The 21755-nt window shown below is 64.6% G+C and carries 17 protein-coding genes; 3 read left to right on the top strand and 14 right to left on the bottom strand.

Annotated elements, in window-relative coordinates:
* Positions 1 to 140: 140 nt before the first annotated feature.
* Genes DJ563_RS13285 through DJ563_RS13260 form a run of 6 tightly spaced genes read right to left on the bottom strand, consistent with a single transcriptional unit; the run spans position 141 to position 6955 of the window.
* Entirely contained in the window at positions 141 to 1775 is a 1635-nt protein-coding gene (locus tag DJ563_RS13285) for a BatD family protein (RefSeq protein WP_434519666.1), read from the bottom strand.
* Positions 1772 to 3490 carry a tetratricopeptide repeat protein gene (locus tag DJ563_RS13280; RefSeq protein WP_434519665.1) on the bottom strand — a complete coding sequence of 573 codons (1719 nt, stop codon included), beginning with the start codon at positions 3488 to 3490 and terminating at the stop codon, positions 1772 to 1774. The genes DJ563_RS13285 and DJ563_RS13280 overlap by 4 nt, the downstream gene beginning before the upstream one ends.
* Positions 3487 to 4563, bottom strand: a complete 1077-nt coding sequence (locus DJ563_RS13275) for a vWA domain-containing protein (RefSeq protein ID WP_274100485.1) — start codon at positions 4561 to 4563, stop codon at positions 3487 to 3489. The genes DJ563_RS13280 and DJ563_RS13275 overlap by 4 nt, the downstream gene beginning before the upstream one ends.
* Complete coding sequence (locus tag DJ563_RS13270) at positions 4556 to 5050, bottom strand: DUF4381 domain-containing protein (protein ID WP_274100484.1); 495 nt, start codon at positions 5048 to 5050, stop codon at positions 4556 to 4558. The genes DJ563_RS13275 and DJ563_RS13270 overlap by 8 nt, the downstream gene beginning before the upstream one ends.
* Positions 5047 to 5991 (bottom strand): DUF58 domain-containing protein, encoded by a 945-nt coding sequence (locus DJ563_RS13265; protein ID WP_274100483.1) that lies wholly within the window; start codon positions 5989 to 5991, stop codon positions 5047 to 5049. Before DJ563_RS13265 ends, DJ563_RS13270 begins: the two co-directional genes overlap by 4 nt.
* 4 nt (positions 5992 to 5995) lie before the next feature.
* Complete coding sequence (locus tag DJ563_RS13260) at positions 5996 to 6955, bottom strand: AAA family ATPase (protein ID WP_033700499.1); 960 nt, start codon at positions 6953 to 6955, stop codon at positions 5996 to 5998.
* Between the two features lie 229 nt (positions 6956 to 7184).
* Here DJ563_RS13260 and DJ563_RS13255 point away from each other — a divergent pair, with 229 nt between their 5' ends.
* Positions 7185 to 8507: a T6SS phospholipase effector Tle1-like catalytic domain-containing protein gene (locus DJ563_RS13255; protein WP_434519664.1), complete on the top strand. Its 1323-nt coding sequence runs from the start codon at positions 7185 to 7187 to the stop codon at positions 8505 to 8507.
* Positions 8508 to 8635: 128 nt separating this feature from the next.
* Here DJ563_RS13255 and DJ563_RS13250 read toward each other — a convergent pair whose 3' ends face one another.
* From DJ563_RS13250 to DJ563_RS13225, 6 genes are all read right to left on the bottom strand, one after another.
* On the bottom strand, positions 8636 to 9526 hold the full coding sequence (locus DJ563_RS13250) for a dihydrodipicolinate synthase family protein (protein ID WP_434519663.1): 891 nt from the start codon (positions 9524 to 9526) through the stop codon (positions 8636 to 8638).
* Positions 9527 to 9571: 45 nt separating this feature from the next.
* Complete coding sequence (locus DJ563_RS13245; protein ID WP_434519662.1) at positions 9572 to 10354, bottom strand: aldolase; 783 nt, start codon at positions 10352 to 10354, stop codon at positions 9572 to 9574.
* A gap of 156 nt (positions 10355 to 10510) precedes the next feature.
* Entirely contained in the window at positions 10511 to 10957 is a 447-nt protein-coding gene (gene soxR / locus DJ563_RS13240; RefSeq protein ID WP_081874759.1) for a redox-sensitive transcriptional activator SoxR, read from the bottom strand.
* A gap of 62 nt (positions 10958 to 11019) precedes the next feature.
* Complete coding sequence (locus tag DJ563_RS13235; RefSeq protein ID WP_434519724.1) at positions 11020 to 11490, bottom strand: NUDIX hydrolase; 471 nt, start codon at positions 11488 to 11490, stop codon at positions 11020 to 11022.
* Between the two features lie 93 nt (positions 11491 to 11583).
* Positions 11584 to 12672 (bottom strand): polyamine ABC transporter substrate-binding protein, encoded by a 1089-nt coding sequence (locus DJ563_RS13230; protein ID WP_052040669.1) that lies wholly within the window; start codon positions 12670 to 12672, stop codon positions 11584 to 11586.
* Between the two features lie 43 nt (positions 12673 to 12715).
* Positions 12716 to 14014, bottom strand: a complete 1299-nt coding sequence (locus tag DJ563_RS13225; protein WP_274097386.1) for an NAD(P)/FAD-dependent oxidoreductase — start codon at positions 14012 to 14014, stop codon at positions 12716 to 12718.
* A 133-nt stretch (positions 14015 to 14147) separates the two neighbouring features.
* Here DJ563_RS13225 and DJ563_RS13220 point away from each other — a divergent pair, with 133 nt between their 5' ends.
* On the top strand, positions 14148 to 15095 hold the full coding sequence (locus DJ563_RS13220; protein ID WP_434519661.1) for a LysR substrate-binding domain-containing protein: 948 nt from the start codon (positions 14148 to 14150) through the stop codon (positions 15093 to 15095).
* Between the two features lie 52 nt (positions 15096 to 15147).
* On the opposite strand, the gene DJ563_RS13215 is transcribed toward DJ563_RS13220, so the two are convergent.
* On the bottom strand, positions 15148 to 15501 hold the full coding sequence (locus tag DJ563_RS13215) for a hypothetical protein (protein WP_434519660.1): 354 nt from the start codon (positions 15499 to 15501) through the stop codon (positions 15148 to 15150).
* Positions 15502 to 15774: 273 nt separating this feature from the next.
* On the opposite strand from DJ563_RS13215, the gene DJ563_RS13210 reads away from it, so the two are divergent.
* Positions 15775 to 20640, top strand: coding sequence for an NAD-glutamate dehydrogenase (locus DJ563_RS13210; protein ID WP_274097346.1), 4866 nt, complete (start codon positions 15775 to 15777; stop codon positions 20638 to 20640).
* Positions 20641 to 20776: 136 nt separating this feature from the next.
* On the opposite strand, the gene ppsR is transcribed toward DJ563_RS13210, so the two are convergent.
* Positions 20777 to 21595, bottom strand: coding sequence for a posphoenolpyruvate synthetase regulatory kinase/phosphorylase PpsR (gene ppsR / locus DJ563_RS13205; protein ID WP_033700492.1), 819 nt, complete (start codon positions 21593 to 21595; stop codon positions 20777 to 20779).
* Positions 21596 to 21755: the final 160 nt, after the last annotated feature.

Below are 21755 nucleotides of genomic sequence, written 5' to 3'. Positions count from 1 at the left end.
TGCATGTGGGGGAATGGATGTGGGCGTACAGGTGCATGTCATGAGTCTTTCAGCGCCCATCAGATCGAGCGCCGCGCGGGCGGCGCTCGATCTCATAGGCGCTGAAAATGCCAAGCTCTGCACCCGCTGCACCCCATATGTCACTTCGGATACAACGGCGGCAACCCCCCCGTCTCCCCGGAAGGCAGCAGCACCTGCTCGGCCGGCGGAATGGTACCGATCGCCCGCCACAAATCCTCACCCTGCCAATACTGCCCACTCTCGCTATACAACGCGCCGTTCAGCCCATCCAGCGCATCGGACAACGGCACGAAACGCGCCGCCATCTCCGCCAGCGTCTGCGGTTGCTGGCGTGCCCAGGCGTCGAGCGCCTGGCGCGTGGCCTGGGGGTCGTTGGCCTGGCAGGCGCGCTTGAGGTCGTCCAGCAGGGTGCGTGGGCTGGGGCCTTGTTGCGCGGCGCGCAGCACCGCCGGTTGCGAGCGCGCCCGCCACCACAGGGTGAAGCCAAGCAGCGTAGTCAGGGCCAACACCAGCGTGGCAAGCTGCCAAGGCCACAGCAAGCCGCTGCCAGAACGGCTGTCGCCGATCGGGGTGTCGGCACTCAGCGCCGGGTTGTCCTGCACGCTCAGGGTTCGCGCCGGCAGGCTGGTGTGCTCGAGGTGATCTTCACGGGTGTTCCACCACGACACTTCCAGCGCTGGCAGGGCCAGCTCGCCACTGTGGGTAGGCACCAGGGCCTCACGCTCCTCGCGGTTGGCGGTCATGCCGCGGTCGTTGATTTCGTTGCGTAGCAGCGGCTGGTCGGGGTAGCGGCGCAGGCCGGTGATCTCGGTGGCCGGCAGCGGCGGCAGCTGAGTGCTGGACAAGCCGTCAGCGCGCAGGGTGATGTTGCGGGTGAGGGAATCGCCAATTTGCGTCTGCTGGCTGCCTGGGTCGGGGTTCCAGTGCTCTTCAAGGGTCAGGCTGCGCGCGGGCAGCCACGGCGCACCGGCCGGCCAGGCCGCCGGAATAGGGCGCACGGCGAGGCGCAGCGGCAGCGAGCTGACCTGCACCTGGCGGCCGGCACGCGGCGCGGCGGCGGGCGACTGTTCGTCGTCGACGCTGGCGGCGGCGGTGGCGGTAAAGGTCAGGGGGGGGATCTCCAGGCCGCCGCTCTGCTGCGGATAGACGGCATAGCGGGTTTCAATCACCCCGTGGCGCACGCCGTTGATTTCCTTTTCGTAAGTGCGCGACTCGCCCAGTGGCTCGACCTTGGCGTTGTCCAGCTGCAGCGGGCTGAGGCTGCTGTCGTCATACAGCGCCACCGAATGGTAGATGCGCAGGGTCAGCACCGCCTGGGCCTGGACATACACGTCGGTGCTGTCCAGGGTCGCTTCGATGAACACTTGGGAGGCGCTGTCCTGGCGGCTGGCATCGGCCTGCAGCACTTGCAGGTCGATGGCCTGGCTGCGTGACTGGCCCAGTTGCAGTTCCGGGATGCGCAGGCTGCCGCTGCGCCGTGGCAGCAGGGTGATGATCCAGCGGGTGCTGGCGCGGGTTTCGCCGTCGAGGGTGTGCAGGCTGTTCAGCTGGCGAGTGCCACGCACCTCGAAGTCGCCCTCCAGGGCACGCAGGTCGGGCTTGCCAAACTGGGTCACGTCCTGGCTTTCGAGGGTCAGTTCAAGGCTTTCGCCGGCGCCCAGGCGGGTACGGTCGACGCTGGCTTGCAGCATCGGTTCGGCCTGGGCCAGCAAGGCCCATAAGAAACCGAGGAGAAAGACGCCGAAGCGACTCATTGTGGGTTGTCCTGATGCAATTGCTGTTCATACCAGAATTTGCGCCGCAGCAGTTCCGCCGGGTTATCGGGGATCTCCCGCAGCCACTGTTCAAGGGCTTGACGCTGTTCGGCGTCGAGGCTGGTGGACACCGGGCGCTGGGGTGGCTGGATGATATCGTCGTCGGCGCCGCCCTGATTGCCCGGTGTGGCCTGGCTGTTGTTGCTGCCTTCGCCGGGTTGTTCGGCGTTGGCGTGTTCGTCACTGCCGGGCGTGCCCTGTGCCGGGTTGCTGGCCGAGCTGCTGTTGCCTTCGGTTTCGCTGCCGGGTGTGCCTTGGGCTTCGCTGCTGGCGGCTTGTTGTTCGGCCTTGGCCTCACGCTGTTGCAACATTTGCTGGACCAGCGCCTGGTTGTCCAGTGCCGGTTGCAGGTCGGGTTGACGCTCCAGAGCCTGTTCATAGGCGTCCAGCGCGGCTTCCAGCTCACCACTGCGGGCCAGGGCATTGCCTCGATTGTAGTGCGCTGCCGCCGTATTGCCTTCTGAAAAGGCCTGGGCGGCACCGGCATAGTCGCCGGCCTGGTACAGCGCCATGCCGCGCCATTGCGGGTCCTGGAAATGGCGCGCGGCGCTGGCCGGGCGGTTCTGTTCGAGCAGGCGCTGGCCTTGCTGGTCGGGGCGCAGCCACAGGTCATTGAACTCGAAGGCCTGGCTGGGCTGCGGCAGGGCCAGCAACAGCGGCAGGCAGAACAGCCAGCCGCGACGGCCGGCGCAGGCCGCCAGCAGCAGCAGTGGAATCAGCAACCAGTAGCCCTGGTCGGCCCAACTGTCCAGTTGCAAGGTCTGGCCGTCATTACGCAAGGCGCGCGGATTGTCGAACAGGCCCAAGCCGCGCAGGTCGAGGTCGTCGACCCGGGCATTGCGGTAGCGCCCGCCGGTGCTGCTGACAAATGCCTTGAGGCTGGCGCTGTCCAGGCGTGGCAGCAGGATGCCGCCTTGGTCATCCTTGAGGAATTCGCCGTTGGCCTGCCGCACCGGGGCGCCGTCGCGGCTGCCGATGCCCAGCATCAGCAGGCTTGGGCCCTGGCGGCCGAGGGCCTGGACGATGCCTTGGCGTTCCGCTGCGCTGAGCGAGGAGCCGATCAGCAGCAGGCGGCCTTGCCCCAGGCCGCTCTGGGCCAGCAAGGCCAGGCCTTTTTGCACCGCCAGGTCTGCGCGCTGGCCGGGTTTGGGCATGATCGACGGGTCGATCGCCTCCAGCAGGTTGCGGGTGGTGCCCAGGTCGTCGGACAGCGGCACCAGGGTGTGGGCGGTCCCTGCGTAGACGATCAGTGCGGTCTGGCTGTCGTGGCGGTGTTCGAGCAGGTCGAGGACCTTGCGCCGGGCCTGTTCCAGGCGGTTGGGTGGGCTGTCCTCGGCGAGCATCTGTGGGGTCAGTTCGAGCAGGATCACCAGCGGGTCGGCCGGGCGTTGGCGGTTTTCTTCCACGCGTTGCCAGCTCGGCCCGAGCAGCGCCATGACCACCAGTGCCCAGGCCAGGCCCAGCACGACCCAGGGCAGTTTGCTGGTGCTGCCGCTGCCGCCCCCAAGCAGCACGGCATGGAAGGCCGGCGGCAAGATCATCTGCCAGCGCCCGGCGCGTTTGCGCCGGTGCCAGAGCTTGAACAGCAGCCAGCCGAGCAGCGGCACGACCAGCAGCCAGAGGGGGCGCAACCATTGTGGCCAGAGCTCGATCATCGCCGCCTCCTCAGCCGCAGGCGTTTGAGGCGCTGGCGCCATTCCGGGTGCGGCTGCAGAAAGCGCGGTTTGCGCAGCAGGCGCTGCAGCCGGTTGTCGGGCCATTGCACGGCCACTACCAGCAGCACGCTGAGCAACAGCGCCAGGGCCAGTGGCCAGGCATACAGGGCCTTGGCGGTGCGCGCCTGGGTAGGCTGCTGGGCCACCGGCTCCAACTGGTCGAGGGCGTCGCCGATGGCGTCCAGTTCGGCGCCGTCGTGGGCGCGGAAGTAGGCGCCGTGGGTCATGTCGGCGATTTCCTTGAGCGAGGCTTCGTCCAGGTCAAGGCTGGGGTTGAGGCCCAGCAGGCCAGGGGTGCCGCTGGCCTCGGGGTTGGCACCGATGCCGATGGTATAGATGCGCACGCCTTCCTGGGCGGCCAGGCGGGCGGCGGTCAGCGGGTGGATCTGCCCGCCGTTGTTGGCGCCGTCGGTAATCAGCACCAGTACCCGGCTCTGTGCCGGGCGCTGGCGCAGGCGCTTGACCGCCAGGCCGATGGCGTCACCGATGGCGGTGTTCTTGCCGGCGATGCCGATCTGCGCTTCGTCGAGGAAGGTACGCACGGTACGCCGGTCGAAGGTCAGCGGGGCCTGCAGGTAGGCCTGGCTGCCAAACAGGATCAGGCCGACCCGGTCGCCTTCGCGGTCCTGAAGAAAGTCGCCCAGCAGCGCCTTGACCAGGTCGAGGCGGCTGATCTCGTCGTCCTTCCACTGCATGTCGGGGAAGTCCATCGAGCCCGACACATCCACCGCCACCAGCAGGTCGCGACCGCTGGCCGCCACCGGTACCGGGTCGCCGAGCCATTGCGGGCGGGCTGCGGCCAACAGCAGCAACAGCCAGATGATGACGAAGGGCGCCTGTTGGCGCCAGGTCGGCAGGTTGAGCCGCGCCCGGCGCCCGGCAAGGCCCTCCAGCTCGTTCAGGAAACCCACCTTGAGCACCGGCTCGCCACTGTCGGCGGCGGGCAGCACCATGCGCGCCAGCCACGGCAGCGGCAGCAGGGCGAAGACCCACGGCCAGGCCAGTTCAAACATGCTTGCGGATCCAGGTTTCGACAGCCTGGCTGAGGCCGACGATGGCTTTGTCGTCGAGTTTGCACTCAGGCTTGTAGGCGCCTTCGACCAGCACCATCCAGCGGGTCAGGCCGGCGGCCGGGCAGCGGTTGTCGAGAAATGCCAGCCACTGGCGACCGTTGAGCGTGTGGCTGTTGGCACCGGGGTAGTGGCTGCGGCACAGGCGCTTGAGCAAGCCGTTGATCTGCTGCAGCCAGGCGCCAGCCGGGGCTCCGTCATAGGGGCGCGGCAGGCGAGCAAGTTCGGCCAGGGCGGCCACGCGCACTGGGTCGAGCGGTTGCTCGGCGCGCACGATGCGGCGTTTGCCGGGGCGCCAACGGCGCATGCGCCACAGGCCCCAGGCAAGCAGCGGCAGCAACGCCAGCAACACCCACCAACCCGGTGCCGGTGGCCACAGGCCGATTGCCTGTGGGGTGATCAGCGGGTGCAACTGGTCCAGCGGGTTCATTTACTGCTCCCCGCGCGCTGGGCGTTGAGGTACTCGCGCAACTGCTCGACCATCTCGCTTTGGGTGCTCAGCGGCATCAGCACCACGCGCAGCTTCTGTGCCATCAGTTCCCAGCGCTCGATACGCGACTCGGCTTGCTGGCGGTAAGCCTGGCGCAGGCTGGCGTCCAGGGTGTCGAGCTCCAGTTGCGCGCTGCGCTGGGCGAAGCGCAACAGGCCGGCAGCGGGCAAGGCGTGGTCGAGCGGGTCGGAGACGGGCAGCAGCAACAGGTCGCAGTGGCGCGAGAGCATGGCCAGGTGTTGCTCGACCTGGTCGGTCAGCGCCCGTTCGTCGCAGATGATGATCGCCAGGCTGCCAGGGCGCAGCACTTCGCGCGCCCGGCGCAAGGCCAGGCCAAGGCTGTCGGCCTGGGGCGTGGCTTCGGTGTGCAGCGACTGGTTGACCTTGGCCAGGCGGTTGAGCAACTGCAGCAGGCTCTGCTTGCTGCGCCGCGGCTTGATTTCGTGGTGTTCGTTGTCGCCGAACACCAGCCCGCCAATGCGGTCGTTGTGCCCCAGCGCTGCCCAGCCGAACAGTGCTGCGGCCTGGGCTGCCAGTACCGACTTGAACATCAGCCCCGAGCCGAAGAACAGCCGCTGGCTCTGCTCGACCAGAATGAAGATCGGCCGCTCGCGCTCTTCATGGAACAGCTTTGTGTGTGGCTCCTGCGTACGCGCGGTGACGCGCCAGTCGATGTTGCGCACATCGTCGCCGGCCTGGTAGACGCGCACCTGGTCGAAGTCCACGCCGCGTCCGCGCAGCTTGGAGTGGTGCAGGCCCACCAGTGGGCTGCGCTGGCCGGGCCGGGAAAACAGCTGGATTTCGCGCACGCGGTGGCGCATGTCGATCAGCTCGGCAAGGCCGATGCGGATGCCGGGTTCGGCCAGCTGCGCGGTGGGCATGGGCTCAGGCAACGGCGACGACGTCGAGGATACGCTGGACCACCCGGTCCTGGTCGATCCCCGCAGCCTCGGCCTCGAACGACAGGATGATGCGGTGGCGCAGCACGTCGAACAGCACCGCCTGGATATCCTCGGGGCTGACGAAGTCGCGCCCAGCCAGCCAGGCATGGGCACGTGAGCAGCGGTCCAGCGAAATCGAGCCGCGGGGGCTGGCGCCGTAGGCGATCCAGTCGGCCAGTTCGGTATCGAACTTGGCCGGGGTACGTGTGGCCATCACCAGTTGCACCAGGTATTCCTCGACGGCGTCGGCCATGTACAGGCCGAGGATTTCCTTGCGCGCGGCGAAGATCGCCTGCTGGCTGACCCGGCGCTCGGGCTTGGTCTCGCCGCCCAGTGCTTCGCCGCGGGCCTGCAGCAGGATGCGCCGCTCCACCGCAGCGTCCGGGAAGCCGATTTTCACGTGCATCAGGAAGCGGTCGAGCTGAGCCTCGGGCAGCGGGTAGGTGCCCTCTTGCTCGATGGGGTTCTGGGTGGCCATGACCAGAAACAGCGGTGACAGGTCGTAGGTACTGCGGCCCACGCTGACCTGGCGCTCGGCCATGGCTTCGAGCAGCGCCGACTGCACCTTGGCCGGGGCGCGGTTGATTTCGTCGGCCAGCACCAGGTTGTGGAAGATCGGCCCCTGCTGGAACACGAAACTGCCGGTTTCCGGGCGGTAGATTTCGGTGCCGGTAATGTCGGCCGGGAGCAGGTCGGGGGTGAACTGGATGCGGTGGAACTGCGCTTCGATACCTTCGGCGAGCTCCTTGATGGCCTTGGTCTTGGCCAGGCCCGGGGCGCCCTCGACCAGCATGTGGCCGTCGGCCAGGAGCACGATCAGCAGCCGCTCGACCAGCTTCTCCTGGCCTAGGATCTGGGAGGAAAGAAAGGTGCGCAGCGCGATCAGCGCTTCACGGTGTTCCATCGGCGACGGTTCCTGGTATTGGGCCGCAGGCGCGCTGGGGGCAGCTGCCTCGGCAAGGGGTGATACTTTAATCTATCCGGGGGGGTGGCGACCAATGGCGGCTGGCAAATTTATCCAGGCCGTTGCCTGCGGCGTCATCGAAAAGTCCCGTGCAAGGTTCGGAGTCGGCTGATGGTTTGCCGCTGCGTCCTGACGCCTGCTGGTGCTCTTTGGGCAAGCAGGATGCACGATGATGGAAGCCAACAGCCTCACCTTCGCTAAAACCGCACCAATGACGTTGCGCATTGGCGTGTTCTTCGATGGCACCGGGAACAACCAAGGCAACGCGATGACCGCAGGCCGGACCTCGGGCCATCCGGCAGGTGCCAGCTACGGTAATGCCTGGAGCAATGTAGCCCTGTTGTATGCGTTGTACCCCTTAGACGAAAGCCCTGCGGCGGGCGCAATGGCCTTTCTCAAGCTCTATGTCGAGGGCGTCGGCACCGCGGTGGGGGAGCCTGACTCCAGCTTTGCGTCGGCTACCGGGTGTGGGCGCATGGGCGCCGAGGCGCGAGTGGGCGAAGCGGTGACGATGATTGTCGAGCAATTGCAGGCGTGGCGCGAGGCGCATTCGCAGTGGCGGCTCGAGCGAATCGAATTCGACCTGTTCGGTTTCAGCCGTGGCGCGGCAGCCGTCAGGCACCTGGCCAATGTGCTGGGTGATGGCGCTGGCAGCCTGCTGGGCAGCACGTGTGGCATCACCCTCAATTTCATCGGCCTGTTCGACACCGTGGCGGCCATCGTTGCGCCGCTTCAGGGTGATTTCGACCCCGCCGATGACCACTATGGGGGGGTGCGCCTGGGGCTGGGCAAGGGCATTGCGCGGCAGGTGGTGCAGTTGGTGGCGGCCGACGAGCGCCGGCATAACTTCCCCTTGGTGCGTTGCGAGCACGACATCGTCGTGCCGGGTGTGCACTCGAACATTGGCGGCGGGTACCTGCCTTGCGAGCAGGAGCAGGTAATGCTGTGCAAGCCGCAGTCGCAGCGGGTGCCGGTGGCGACATGTGCCGAGCAGACCCGTGCCTACTCTGCCGTCAGTGCCTTGGTGGCATCGACGTTCGGCGAGATGGGTGAACCTCGGCCGCAGGTGCTGACCTGGGAACAACCTATTGCCGGCGGCATGCCGGCCGAGGCGCAGAAACAGGTGTTTGCGGTGGTGTATCGCGAGCGAGAGGTGGCGGGGCATTTGTCGCGGGTCTACCTGAGCATCATGCGTGAGTTGGCGCTGCGCGCGGGCGTGCCGTTTGCCGAGTTGGGCGGTGATGAGGCCCATGCGGTGCCAGATGAGTTGGGCGAAATCAGCCGCAAGCTGCATGATTTTGCCTTGGGGCGTAGTGACCACGCGCGTTTGACCGAGCAGGAGCAACGGTTGTTGCGCGAGCGCTACATCCATACATCGGCGAACTGGAACCCTGTTAAAGGGCTGCGCAACAGCACGCTTGACCTGCTGTTCGTCAACCGGCCCGGTGAGGCGGGGCGGGTGGTGCATTCGGGTGGCAGTGTAGGTGGCTGAGGGTAGGAGCGGCCTTGCGTCGCGAAAGGGCTGCGAAGCAGCCCCCTGATTTCCGTGTCGCCGCCGAAATTGCTAGGGCTGCTTCGCACCCCCTTTCGCGACGCAAGGCCGCTCCTACAGGGCGTGCATTACTGGGGAGCGAGCGCGTCCAGCAGCCCTTTGAGGTAGGCACTGCCTTGTGGGTCCAGCGGCTGCAGGGGCAGGCGCGGCGCGCCCACATCCTGGCCCCGCATTTTCAGCCCAGCCTTGATGGTGGTGGGCAGGCCACGGCGGGTGATGTACGCCAGCAGTTCGTATTGGCGGTAGAACAGCGCACGCGCCGCTGCCAGCTCGCCGTTCTGCACGGCGTCCCACAAGGCCAGGTTCAACGCGGGGATCAGGTTTGGCGCCGCGGTGCACCAGCCCGTAGCGCCGGCAACCAGGGCTTCCAGGGTGAGCGGGTTGCAACCGTTGTAGAACGCCACCTTGCCCTCGGTCGCGGTGTACAGGCGGTGCATGCGCTGAATATCACCGGTGCTCTCCTTGACCATGGTGACATTGGCGACTTCGCCCAGAATACGCAGGATCAGCTCTACCGACAGGTCGGTGCCGCTGGTGCCCGGGTTGTTGTAGAGCATGATCGGGATGTCGATCGCCGCGCCGACCGTTCTGTAGTGGTCGACCACCTCGGCCTCGGTCAACTTCCAATAGGAGACGGGCAACACCATCACCGCCGTGGCCCCGCACGCCTGGGCCAGGCGGGCACGCTGCACGGTACGCGCGGTGGTCAGGTCCGAGACGCTGACCACGCTGGGTACGCGGCCGGCGATTTTCTCCAGGCTGAAGCGAACCACCGATTCCCACTCGCCATCGGACAGGTAGGCGCCTTCGCCGGTACTGCCCAGCGGGGCGATAGCGTGCACGCCGGCCTGGATCAGGCTGTCGATGGATGTGCCCAATGCGTTCAGATCGACCGAGCCGTCTGCCGCGAAGGGAGTGATGGTGTAGCCGATGACGCCGCGAATTACAGGTGTAGACATGACCAGGCACCTTTGCCGTTGTTCAGGAAGGGGTGACAACATCGATCAGCCCAGGCAGTCGCCATGGGCACGCAAGGCACGACGCGCGTAATAGCTGAACGCGGCGCCATGGCGTTTTGGCGTGGAAATCCAGTCATGGGCTTCTTTGCCAAGTGCTTCGGGGATCGCGCGGATCTCACCGGCGCCCATGGCCAGCAGCTGCATCCTGGCGGCGCGTTCGAACAGTAGAGCAAGCACACAGGCTTCCCCGATCGAGCGGCCGGCGATCAACAGGCCATGGTGGGAAAGCAGGATCGCCCGCTTGTCGCCGATGGCCCCGGCGATGATCTCGCCTTCTTCATTGCCCACCGGCACGCCCGGCCATTCCTTGAGGAAGGCGCAATCGTCGAACAGCGGGCAAAGGTCCATGTGCGAGATGGCCAGCGGCACTTCGAGCATCGACAGGGCGGCGCTGTGCAACGGGTGGGTATGGATGATGCAGTTCACGTCGGGGCGTGCGCGGTACAGCCAGCTGTGAAAGCGATTCGCTGGGTTGGCCATGCCGTGGCCGTGCAGCACGTTCAGGTCTTCGTCGACGACCAGCAGGTTGGAGGCCGAAATCTCGTCGAAGCCCAGGCCAAGCTGTTGGGTGTAGTAGGTGCCAGGCTCCGGCGCCCGTGCGGTGATCTGCCCGGCCAGGCCGGAGTCGTGGCCGCCGTCGAACAGGATTCGGCAGGTCAGGGCGAGTTTCTGCCGCGGAGTGTAAGTGTTGTCGGCCAGCGCAGTCAGCATCTGCTGCTGGGCATGTTTGACGAGCTGGTCCTTGGGGGTCTGCATGGTCGTGGTCACGGAAAGTACCTGCATGAGAAGGCGGTAATGACTACCTGGCTGGCACAGCGTGCAAGTCAGGACACACGTCGATACTAATGACACTTTGTGTCATAAGCAAGCAATGTGTCATGGCTTCTCGATGATCAGATGCAGGTCGCCATGAAAGGCCCGCGTTTACCGCCCCCCGGCAGCGCCGCCGTTTTCCAGGATCCTGGCCCCCGAACCCTCCTTGCCGAGCACGTCCTCGGGGTTGCGCAGCGGGCAGTCTTGCAACGACAGGCAACCGCAGCCGATGCAGTTGTCCAGGCTGTCGCGCAGGGCCTCCAGCGTGCGGATGCGCGCGTTCAGGTCTTCTCGCCAGGCCGATGACATCTCGCCCCACTGGGCGGCCGTGAGTTTGCTGTTCGGCGGGTAGCGGCCCAGGGCGCGTTTGATTTCTTCGAGGGGGATGCCGGTGCGCTGGGCCACCTTGATGATGGCGATGGTGCGCAGCACCAACGCGGGGTAACGCCGCTGGTTGCCGGCGGTACGGGTGCCGGCGATCAGCCCTTTGGATTCGTAGAAGTGCAGGGCGGAGACCGCCACGCCACTGCGTTTGGCGACCTCGCCGACGGTGAGCAGCCGCGAGCTGTCGGTGGATGATTTAACTGTCACGCCGGTTGACCTCAAGTTAACTTGAGCTTTTATAGTCCCGCCCGATCGTTCCTGCAACCACCCAGCAGGTGCGCATCCGGCCAATGGCCGCCTAGTTTCAGCGAATTGCTCAAGTAGCCCAGTGCTCGTTGAAAGACCGGGTGGCACTCGGCATAGGGCAAATGGTCGGGCGCAGCCCAGAAGAACTCGAACGTATGGCCATGGTCATCCAGTGTCTGGTGAAGCCATCGCTCAGGTAGAACACCCTCTGCCCGGCACAGGTGAAACGACCAGGTCTGCCCAAGATGGCCGGAATCCCAGCACCCCAAATCGTCCCCGATCGTGGCGTTGTGGATACCAGACTCTTCATGCAATTCACGCAGGGCGGCTTCCCGCGGCGTTTCGCCGTTTTCAATGGAACCCTTCACCAGCTGTACGCCCGCCAGGGGATGACGGAACAACAGAATACAGGGCGGCGACGAGGGAGAGAGGACGACTGCGCACGCCTTGTCCGGGAGCATGTTGATTTCCGTATCGGTAAACAGGGGGGGCAGCATCATACGCGCTCATGCGCTCGCAGGTGTCGACAGCGCTTGCAGGCAGCACACAGCCGCTCACTTGCCGCTGATCACCCGGGTCCACAGCCGGGTGCTCAAGCGCATGCCCGCCGGTGACAAGGTCTGGATCGGGAACAGCGTATCCAGCACGGCCTGGGGCGGGTACACCGCCGGGTTGTCGCGCAGCGCCGGGTCCACATACGGTAATGACGCCGCATTGCCGTTCGGGTACTTCACCGCATTGCTGATATGCGCCATGACCTGGGGGTCGAGCAGGTAGTTGAGGTAGGCGTAGGCTGCATCCAGGTGCGGCGCAGCTTTTGGAATCACCACCATGTCCACCGCCACCGTCGAGCCTTCACGGGGAATGCTGTAGCCCAGGTGCACGCCGTTGTTGGCCTGCTGCGCGCTGTTCATCGCCTGCAGCACATCGCCGCTGAAGCCGATCGCTACGCAGATGTTGCCGTTGGCCAGGTCGCTGACGTACTTGGACTGGTGGAAGTAGCTGATCGACGGGCGAATCGCCATCAGCGCCGCCTCGGCATGCTTCAGGTCTTCAGGGCGCTCGCTGTGCGGGTCGAGCCCCAGGACCTTGAGGGTGATTGGCAACACCTGCGTCGGGTTGTCAAGGAACGCCACGCCACAGGCACTGAGCTTGCGGATGTTTTCTGGGTTGAACAGCAATTGCCAGGACTGGGTGACATCGGTGTCGCCGAAGATCGCCTTGATCTTGTCGACGTTGTAGCCGATGCCGGTGGTCACCCACATGTAGGGAATGGCATGGCGGTTGCCGGGGTCGCTGGCCTGCAGCAGTTGCATCAGCTTGGGGTCGAGATTGTTCCAGTTGGGCAGCTTGCTGCGGTCGAGCGCCTGGATGGCGCCGGCCTTGATCAGCCTGGGCAGGAAGTGGTTGGACGGGCTGACCAGGTCGTAGCCGCTGCCACCGGTCATCAGCTTGGCTTCGGTCGTCTCGTTGCTGTCGATAAGGTCGTAGGTGGGCTGGATGCCGGTGCGGCGGGCGAACTCGGCCAAGGTGTCATCGGCAATGTAGCCGCTCCAGTTGGCGATGTTGACCGATTCGGCGGCCTGGGCCGTCAGGCTGAACAGCGCCGCGGACAGCACGGCCATGCAGGTACGTTTCATCATCTTGCCCTCTGTTGTTGTAAGTGTTCGCAAGTGCTCATGGCAGTCAACGTTCGCGCCGCGCGCGGCGTACTTCCCAGGCCATGCGCAGGGAGGCGCCGATATCGAAGAACGGGCGTGGCGGCAGGTAACCGGGTTGGGCCTGGCCGAGCACGTCGGTGAGCAGCGCCGAGGTCGATGTGCTGGCCATGTCGACCAGCAGCCTGCCCCACAGGGTGCCGCGGGCGACGCCCGAACCGTTGCAGCCGGCCACGGCATGCAGCCCTTCATCGATCCGCGCGAAGCACGGCTCGCCGGAGCGGGTGCCGCTCAGGTGGCCGGTCCAGGTGTATTCGAGGTCCGTGGCGGCCAGCCCGGGGAAGCGTTTTTCCAGCCCTTGCAGATGTTGCTGGCGACGGGCCTGCAACTGCGTGCCATTGAGGTCGCGCTGGCGGTACTCCACCGTGTTGCGAATCAACAGCCGTCGGCCCGGCAGCAGGCGCAGGGTCGCGCCGCCCGGCAGGGTCGACAGCACGCCCCAGGTGCGCTCGCCGAACTGGCTTTGCCAGCGAGCCTCGGTCAAGGGGCGGGTGATGCTGGCGCTCAGTTCCAGCGCGAAGGTGCCGCTATGGTGCACGCCGACCCGGGGCAAGAACGCCCCGACGCAGGCCAGCACTTGGGGCGCATTTATAACGCCGGCTTCGGTCTGGGCCTGCCAGCCACGCCCGGCGCGGCGAAGGCTCAGCACCGCGCTGTGCTCGTATACCTCCACCGCCTTGGGCAGGCTGTCGGCAAGGCCGCGCACATACTTCGCCGGCTGCAGCAGTGCGTTGCCACCGGCGCAATGGATGGCGCGGGTGTAGAAACCGCTGCCAAGGCGCTGCTGCAACGCTTCGCCTTCCAGGTAGCGAGCGTTGGCGCCAACGGCCTCCAGTGTGTGGATCACGGCGTCAGCCTGCTGCAGGTGCGCGGGTCGATGCACGGCAAAGTGATAGCCCGCGTCATCGTATTCGCAGGCGATACCCAGCTCGCCGATACGCTGGCGAACCTCCTGTGCGGCCGCCACACCAATGCGCGAAGCCACGGCAAAGCCGGCAAACCCTGGGTTGCCGAGCAATTCATTGGGCGAGGGTAGTTCATGGCTGACGGCAAAACCCGAGTTGCGTGCCGAGGCACCCTGGGCCACTCGCTGCCGGTCAAGCACGACAATGCGTTGCCCTGGGAAACGTGCGGCCAGCGTGTGGGCTGCGGCAAGGCCGGTGATGCCGCCGCCAATGATCAGCCAGTCGCAGGCGTGCTGGCCTGAAAGGCGCGGGTGCGGGGCAGACTCGCCCGCCAACGCGATCCATCCACAGCGGTTGTCGATTGCCATCAGCTCCTCCACAATCAATGCGCACCGGTTATCGGTGTTGGTCTTGGGTGCGCCTTCAGGGCTTAATCTACGGGGGCTGTGGCCTTGTTTCTAACGCTAAAATTTCATTCAGCTATTCTTGAAACGCATGGATAAAATCTTTCGTGTGCCCTCGCTTCAAGCCCTTCAGGCGCTTATCCACGTAGCGGACAGCAGCAGCTTTACCGAGGCCGCCAGGCAGCTGCACTTGACCCAGAGTGCGATCAGCCGCCAGGTTCAGCAGCTGGAGGAGCATTACGGTGTGGCGCTGTTCGACCGCACCAGCCGCAAGGTGGCGCTGACCGAGCAGGGCCGTGATGTGTATGCGGTGGCTTGCGAAGCGCTGAACGATCTGCGGGCCCTGGCGCAACGGCTTTCCCCGGCGCCGGTGGATCGGCCGTTTCGTATTCGTATCTTCGTGTCACTGGCGGTGCGCTGGCTGCTGCCCAGGCTGAGCAGCTTCTACGCACTCAACCCGGCGTTATGCCTGTCCATCGAAACCGTGAGCGGGGAGGTGGTGGACACCAGCGGTGATTGCGATGCCTACGTGCTGTATTTGCGTGACGGCCTGGATGGTCGACCCTTGACGGTCTTGTTCGATGAGTACCTGGTGCCGGTCTGTGCGCCAAAGCTGGGCGACGGGCAGTTGCCGCCACGCTCGCTGAAGGCGCTGGGTGAGCATGCGCTGATCCATGGCTCGACCGCGCGTCACGAGTGGAACCTGTGGCTGCAGGCGCACCAGGAGGGCCCCGAACGCAGTTACAAACACCTGATGTTCAACCTTGACGACCTTGCCCTGGATGCTGCCGCCCGCGGCCTGGGCGTGGCCATGAGCGACCAGGTGCTGGCGCACGACGCACTGGCCCGGGGCGACCTGATCGTGCCGTTCGGCGCACCGCTGAAGACCGGTGGCGTGTACGCGCTGTGGTTACGCGACAGCGGCGTCGCGCACCCGGCCTGCAAGGCGGTATTGCAGTGGTTTGAGGCGCAGCTGGAGCGCACGCGCCAGGCGAATAGCGAATGGCATGATCTGGGCGTGACCAGGTCAGCGCCCTGATGTAGTCCATTGCCGAAACAAACTTCTGCCTTCGCGGCCCTTCAGGCTTGCATCAGACCTCGCAGACGAACGTCCCGGTCCCCTGCAGAATGTTCTGCAGCGTTTCCTTCACCTCGTCCATATCGCTCAGTTCGCTGGTCAGGATGATCTCCAGCGTTTCATCCCCCTTCAAGGCATCGCGATCCCCGGTCGCCACTTCGATCAGCAGGCGCTGGGCAGTCAAGGTCACCTTCAAGCCATCCAGCGTCGAGGGCTCGTCATCGAGCGTCAGGTCGACCGTGTCTTCATCCGGGTAGCGGGTGAGCAGGACCATCTGACCCTTGTCGCCGTGGCAGCAGAGGGTCGCCATGTTGTCTTCCTCGTCATCGCAAGGGTTGGCGAAGAGCAGGGCGGTCTTGATTTGCATGAACAGGCTCGGGTCAAAGGAAACGGAAGGGAATTCTGACAGTCTTGTGTACATCCATAAACGTAAAGTTACCGCCCCTTGACCGAAATTGTCGCAGCGCTGCAAGCGTTGGTGACTACTCAGTCGTTAAGCTTCGGCGAGCCCTGAGCGTGCCACGCACGTTCAACGCCTGGTTTAACCGTCCGCCTTGCCACGGGTTGGCTATCGTTGATTCGTACACGGCGCACGCGAGCGACGCTTCAATTATTACAAAGCCCAAGCGGAGTACCACAGATGGCGTTTTTCACCGCAGCCAGCAAGGCCGACTTCCAGCATCAACTGCAAGCGGCTCTGGCGCAGCACATCAGCGAACAGGCACTGCCACAAGTGGCCCTGTTCGCCGAACAGTTCTTCGGCATCATCTCAATGGACGAACTCACCCAGCGCAGGCTTTCCGACCTGGCTGGCTGTACCCTTTCTGCCTGGCGCATCATCGAGCGCTTCGACGCCGAACAACCCCAAGTGCGGGTGTACAACCCTGATTACGAACGCAATGGCTGGCAGTCGACCCACACCGTGGTCGAGGTGTTGCACCACGACCTGCCGTTTCTGGTGGACTCGGTGCGCACCGAGCTCAACCGCCGCGGCTACAGCATCCACACCCTGCAGACCACCGTACTGAGCGTGCGCCGCGGTGCCAAAGGCGAGCTGCTCGAGCTGCTGCCCAAGGGCACCCACGGCGAGGGAGTGCGCCATGAGTCGCTGATGTACCTGGAGATCGACCGTTGCGCCAACGCCGCCGAACTGACGGTGCTGACCCGCGAGATCGAACAGGTGCTGGCTGAAGTGCGTGTGGCGGTCGCCGACTTCGAACCGATGAAGGCCAAGCTGCGCGAAGTGGTGGCGCAGGTCGAGCAGACCGCGTTCGGCCCCGCGCAGCACGAGAAGGGCGAGGTGAAGGCGTTTCTCGAGTGGTTGCTGGACAACCATTTCACCTTCCTGGGCTACGAGGAGTTCACCGTCCAGGGCGGCAGCGATGGCGGCCAGATGCTCTACGACGAGCAGTCTTTCCTCGGCCTGCCGCGGCGCTTGCGCGTGGGGCTGACGCCTGAAGAGCTGCGCATCGAAGACTACGCCGTGGCCTACCTCAACGAGCCCCTGCTGTTGTCCTTCGCCAAGGCCGCGCTGCCCAGCCGTGTGCACCGCCCGGCCTACCCGGACTATGTGTCCATCCGCCAGCTGGACGCCGAGGGCAAGGTGGTCAAGGAATGCCGCTTCATGGGCCTGTACACCTCTTCGGTGTACGGCGAGAGCGTGCATGCCATCCCTTACATTCGGGTCAAGGTTGCCGAAGTCGAGCGCCGTTCGGGCTTCGACCCCAAGGCTCACCTGGGCAAGGAGCTGGCCCAGGTGCTCGAGGTGCTGCCGCGCGACGACCTGTTCCAGACGCCGATCGACGAGCTGTTCAGCACCGTTATGGCCATCGTGCAGATTCAGGAGCGCAACAAGATCCGCGTGTTCCTGCGCAAGGACCCGTACGGCCGCTTCTGCTACTGCCTGGCCTACGTACCGCGTGAGATCTACTCCACCGAAGTGCGGCAGAAGATCCAGCAGGTGCTGATGGAGCGCCTGAAAGCCAGCGACTGCGAGTTCTGGACCTTCTTCTCCGAGTCGGTACTGGCGCGGGTGCAGCTGATTCTGCGGGTCGATCCGAAAAACCGCATCGACATCGACCCGCAACAGCTGGAAAACGAAGTAATCCAGGCGTGCCGCTCGTGGCACGACGACTACTCGACCCTGGTGGTGGAGAACTTCGGCGAAGCCCAGGGCACCAACATCCTGGCCGACTTCCCCAAAGGCTTCCCGGCGGGCTACCGCGAGCGCTTCGCTGCGCATTCGGCCGTGGTCGACCTGCAGCACGTGCTGGGGCTGTCCGAAAGCAAGCCGCTGGCGATGAGCTTCTATCAGCCATTGACCCAGGTCGGCGAGCGTACCCTGCATTGCAAGCTGTACCACGCCGACACCCCGCTGGCGCTGTCCGATGTGCTGCCGATCCTGGAGAACCTCGGCTTGCGCGTGCTGGGCGAGTTCCCGTACCGCCTGCGTCACGCCAATGGCCGTGAATACTGGATCCACGACTTCGCCTTCACCTACAGCGAAGGCCTGAGCCTGGACATCCAGCAGCTCAACGACACCTTGCAGGACGCGTTCATCCACATTGTCGGCGGCGACGCCGAGAACGACGCCTTCAACCGCCTGGTGCTGACCGCCGGCCTGCCCTGGCGCGATGTGGCACTGCTGCGTGCTTATGCCCGCTACCTCAAGCAGATCCGCCTGGGCTTCGACCTGGGTTACATCGCCAGCACCCTGAACAACCATACCGACATCGCCCGCGAGCTGACCCGGTTGTTCAAGACCCGCTTCTACCTGGCGCGAAAGCTCACCCAGGACGACCTGGACGACAAGCAGCAACGCCTGGAACAGGCGATCCTGAGCGCCCTGGACGATGTTCAGGTACTCAACGAAGACCGCATCCTGCGTCGCTACCTGGACCTGATCAAGGCCACCCTGCGGACCAACTTCTACCAGCCGGACGGCAACGGCCAGAACAAGTCGTACTTCAGCTTCAAGTTCAACCCCAAGCTGATCCCCGAGCTGCCAAAGCCGGTACCCAAGTTCGAGATCTTCGTCTACTCGCCACGGGTCGAGGGTGTGCACCTGCGCTTTGGCAACGTCGCCCGCGGCGGCCTGCGCTGGTCGGACCGCGAGGAAGACTTCCGCACCGAGGTGCTCGGCCTGGTCAAGGCCCAGCAGGTGAAGAACTCGGTGATCGTGCCGGTCGGCGCCAAGGGCGGCTTCCTGCCGCGCCGCCTGCCACTGGGTGGCAGCCGTGACGAAATCGCCGCTGAAGGCATTGCTTGCTACCGCATCTTCATTTCCGGCCTGCTCGACATCACCGACAACCTCAAGGACGGTGGCGTGGTGCCGCCGGCCAATGTGGTGCGCCACGACGATGACGACCCGTACCTGGTGGTGGCCGCCGATAAAGGCACCGCGACGTTCTCCGACATCGCCAACGGCATTGCCATCGACTACGGCTTCTGGCTGGGCGATGCCTTCGCCTCGGGCGGCTCGGCCGGCTATGACCACAAGAAAATGGGCATCACCGCCCGTGGCGCCTGGGTTGGCGTACAACGCCACTTCCGTGAGCGCGGCATCAATGTGCAAGAAGACCCGATCACCGTGATCGGCGTCGGCGACATGGCCGGCGACGTGTTCGGCAATGGCTTGCTGATGTCCGACAAGCTCAAGCTGGTGGCGGCGTTCAACCACCTGCACATCTTCATCGACCCGAACCCGGAGCCGGCCAACAGCTTCGCCGAGCGCAAGCGCCTGTTCGACTTGCCGCGTTCGGCCTGGAGCGACTACGACACCAGCATCATGTCCGAAGGCGGCGGGATCTTTCCGCGCAGTGCCAAGAGCATCGCCATCAGCCCACAGATGAAAGAACGCTTTGCCATCGAAGCCGACCGTCTGACCCCGACGGAGCTGCTCAATGCACTGCTCAAGGCGCCGGTCGACCTGCTGTGGAACGGCGGCATCGGCACTTACGTCAAGGCCAGCACAGAAAGCCACGCCGATGTCGGCGACAAGGCCAACGACGCCCTGCGCGTCAACGGCAACGAGCTGCGCTGCAAGGTGGTGGGCGAGGGTGGCAACCTGGGCATGACCCAGCTCGGCCGGGTCGAGTTCGGCCTCAATGGCGGCGCGACCAACACCGACTTCATCGACAACGCTGGCGGCGTCGACTGCTCGGACCACGAGGTCAACATCAAGATCCTGCTCAACGAAGTGGTGCAGGGTGGCGACATGACCGAGAAGCAGCGTAACCAGCTGCTCGGCAGCATGACCGAAGAGGTCGGCGCGCTGGTGCTGGGCAACAACTACAAGCAGACCCAGGCGCTGTCCCTGGCAGCCCGTCGCGCCCGCGAGCGGATCGCCGAATACAAGCGCCTGATGGCGGACCTGGAAGGGCGTGGCAAGCTGGACCGTGCCATCGAATTCCTGCCGTCCGAAGAACAGTTGGCCGAGCGCCTGGCCGCAGGCCAAGGCCTGACCCGTGCCGAGCTGTCGGTGCTGATCTCGTACAGCAAGATCGACCTCAAGGAGCAACTGCTCAAGTCGCGGGTGCCGGACGACGACTACCTGACCCGCGACATGGAAACTGCGTTCCCGCCGTCGCTGGTCAGCAAGTTCGCCGATTCCATGCGTCGCCACCGCCTGAAGCGCGAGATCGTCAGCACCCAGATCGCCAACGACCTGGTCAACAACATGGGCATCACCTTCGTCCAGCGCCTGAAGGAGTCGACGGGCATGAGCCCGGCCAACGTGGCGGGTGCGTATGTGATCGTGCGCGACATCTTCCACCTGCCGCACTGGTTCCGTCAGATCGAAGCCCTGGACTACCAGGTGCCGGCCGAGGTCCAGCTGACCTTGATGGACGAACTGATGCGCCTGGGCCGGCGCGCCACCCGCTGGTTCCTGCGCAGCCGTCGCAACGAGCAGGACGCCGGGCGCGACACCGCGCACTTCGGGCCGAAGATCGCGCAACTGGGGCTCAAGCTGGACGAGTTGCTGGAAGGGCCGACCCGCGAGCGCTGGATGGTACGTTACCAGGGCTTTGTCGAAGCCGGTGTGCCTGAACTGCTCGCGCGCATGGTGGCCGGTACCAGCCACCTGTACACGTTGTTGCCGATCATCGAGGCGGCTGATGTCACCGGCCATGACCCGGCGCAGGTGGCCAAGGCGTTCTTCGCCGTGGGCAGTTCGCTGGACCTGACCTGGTACTTGCAGGAAATCAGCAACCTGCCGGTGGAAAACAACTGGCAGGCCCTGGCCCGCGAGGCATTCCGCGACGACATCGACCTGCAGCAGCGGGCGATCACCATCTCTGTGTTGCAGATGGCCGATGCGCCGCAAGACATGGATGCCCGCGTGGCGCTGTGGGCCGAGCAGCACCGGGTGATGGTCGAGCGCTGGCGCGCGATGCTGGACGACCTGCGCAATGCCACCGGCACGGACTATGCGATGTATGCGGTGGCCAACCGCGAGCTGGTCGACCTGGCACTGAGCGGGCAGGCGGCGGTGGTGCCTTCATAAGTCGCAAGCTGTAAGCTACAAGCTGCAAGCAGACCTTCGCAGGTTTCGCTTGCAGCTTTTGTCTCCGTCACCATTGGTTGTCTTGGCGCAGTCCCGCTTTTTTCTTGTAGCTTGAAGCTTACAACTTGAAGCTTTCTTACTTGAACCGACGCTCCACGCCTTTTTCCACCAGAATCTTCGCCGAGATCTCCTCCACCGAAAAATGCGTGGAATTGATATTGGGAATGTTCTCCCGGCGGAACAGGCTCTCTACCTCGCGGACTTCGAACTCGCACTGGGCAAAGCTTGAGTAGCGGCTGTTGGGCTTGCGCTCGTGGCGAATGGCGGTCAGGCGGTCGGGGTCGATGGTCAGGCCGAACAGCTTGTTGTGGTGCTTTTTCAGCACCGCCGGCAATTGCAGGCGTTCCATGTCGTCTTCGGTCAGCGGGTAGTTGGCCGCACGGATACCGAACTGCATGGCCATGTACAGGCAGGTTGGCGTCTTGCCGCAACGCGAGACCCCGACCAGAATCAGGTCGGCCTTGTCGTAGTAGTGCGTGCGCGCGCCATCATCGTTGTCCAGGGCGAAGTTGACCGCTTCGATGCGCTCCATGTAATTGGAATTGCCGCCGATCGAGTGCGATTTGCCGACGGAATACGACGAATGGGCGGTCAATTCCTGCTCGAGCGGGGATAAAAACGACGAAAAGATGTCGATCATGAAGCCGTTCGAGGTGGCCAGGATCTCACGGATGTCCTGATTGACGATGGTGTCGAAGATGATCGGCCGCACGCCATCACGCTCGGCAGCAGCGTTGATTTGCTGCACCATGGTTCGCGCCTTGTCCGGCGAATCGATGTAGGGACGGGTGAATTTGCTGAACGGAATGCTTTCGAATTGAGCGAGCAGGCTTTGCCCCAGGGTCTCGGCAGTGATGCCGGTGCCGTCGGAGATGAAGAACGCGGTTCTTTTCATTTGCACCCTGGGCCTTAAGCTGATGACGTTTCTTGGATATGATAAGTTCGGTTTGCCGAATGCGGCTGTCGGCATTCTCACTTATTTTCCAGGTACAGGCCACAAACGCCCGGCCAAGTCAAAGAAGACAGGCGGGCGCCTTTGAGCTTTTCCAACACAG

The organism is Pseudomonas sp. NFX1, assembly GCF_051123555.1.
Lineage (GTDB): Bacteria > Pseudomonadota > Gammaproteobacteria > Pseudomonadales > Pseudomonadaceae > Aquipseudomonas > Aquipseudomonas capeferrum.
Note: the sequence above shows the minus strand (reverse complement) of the source record. Positions and strands in the feature narration are given on the sequence as shown.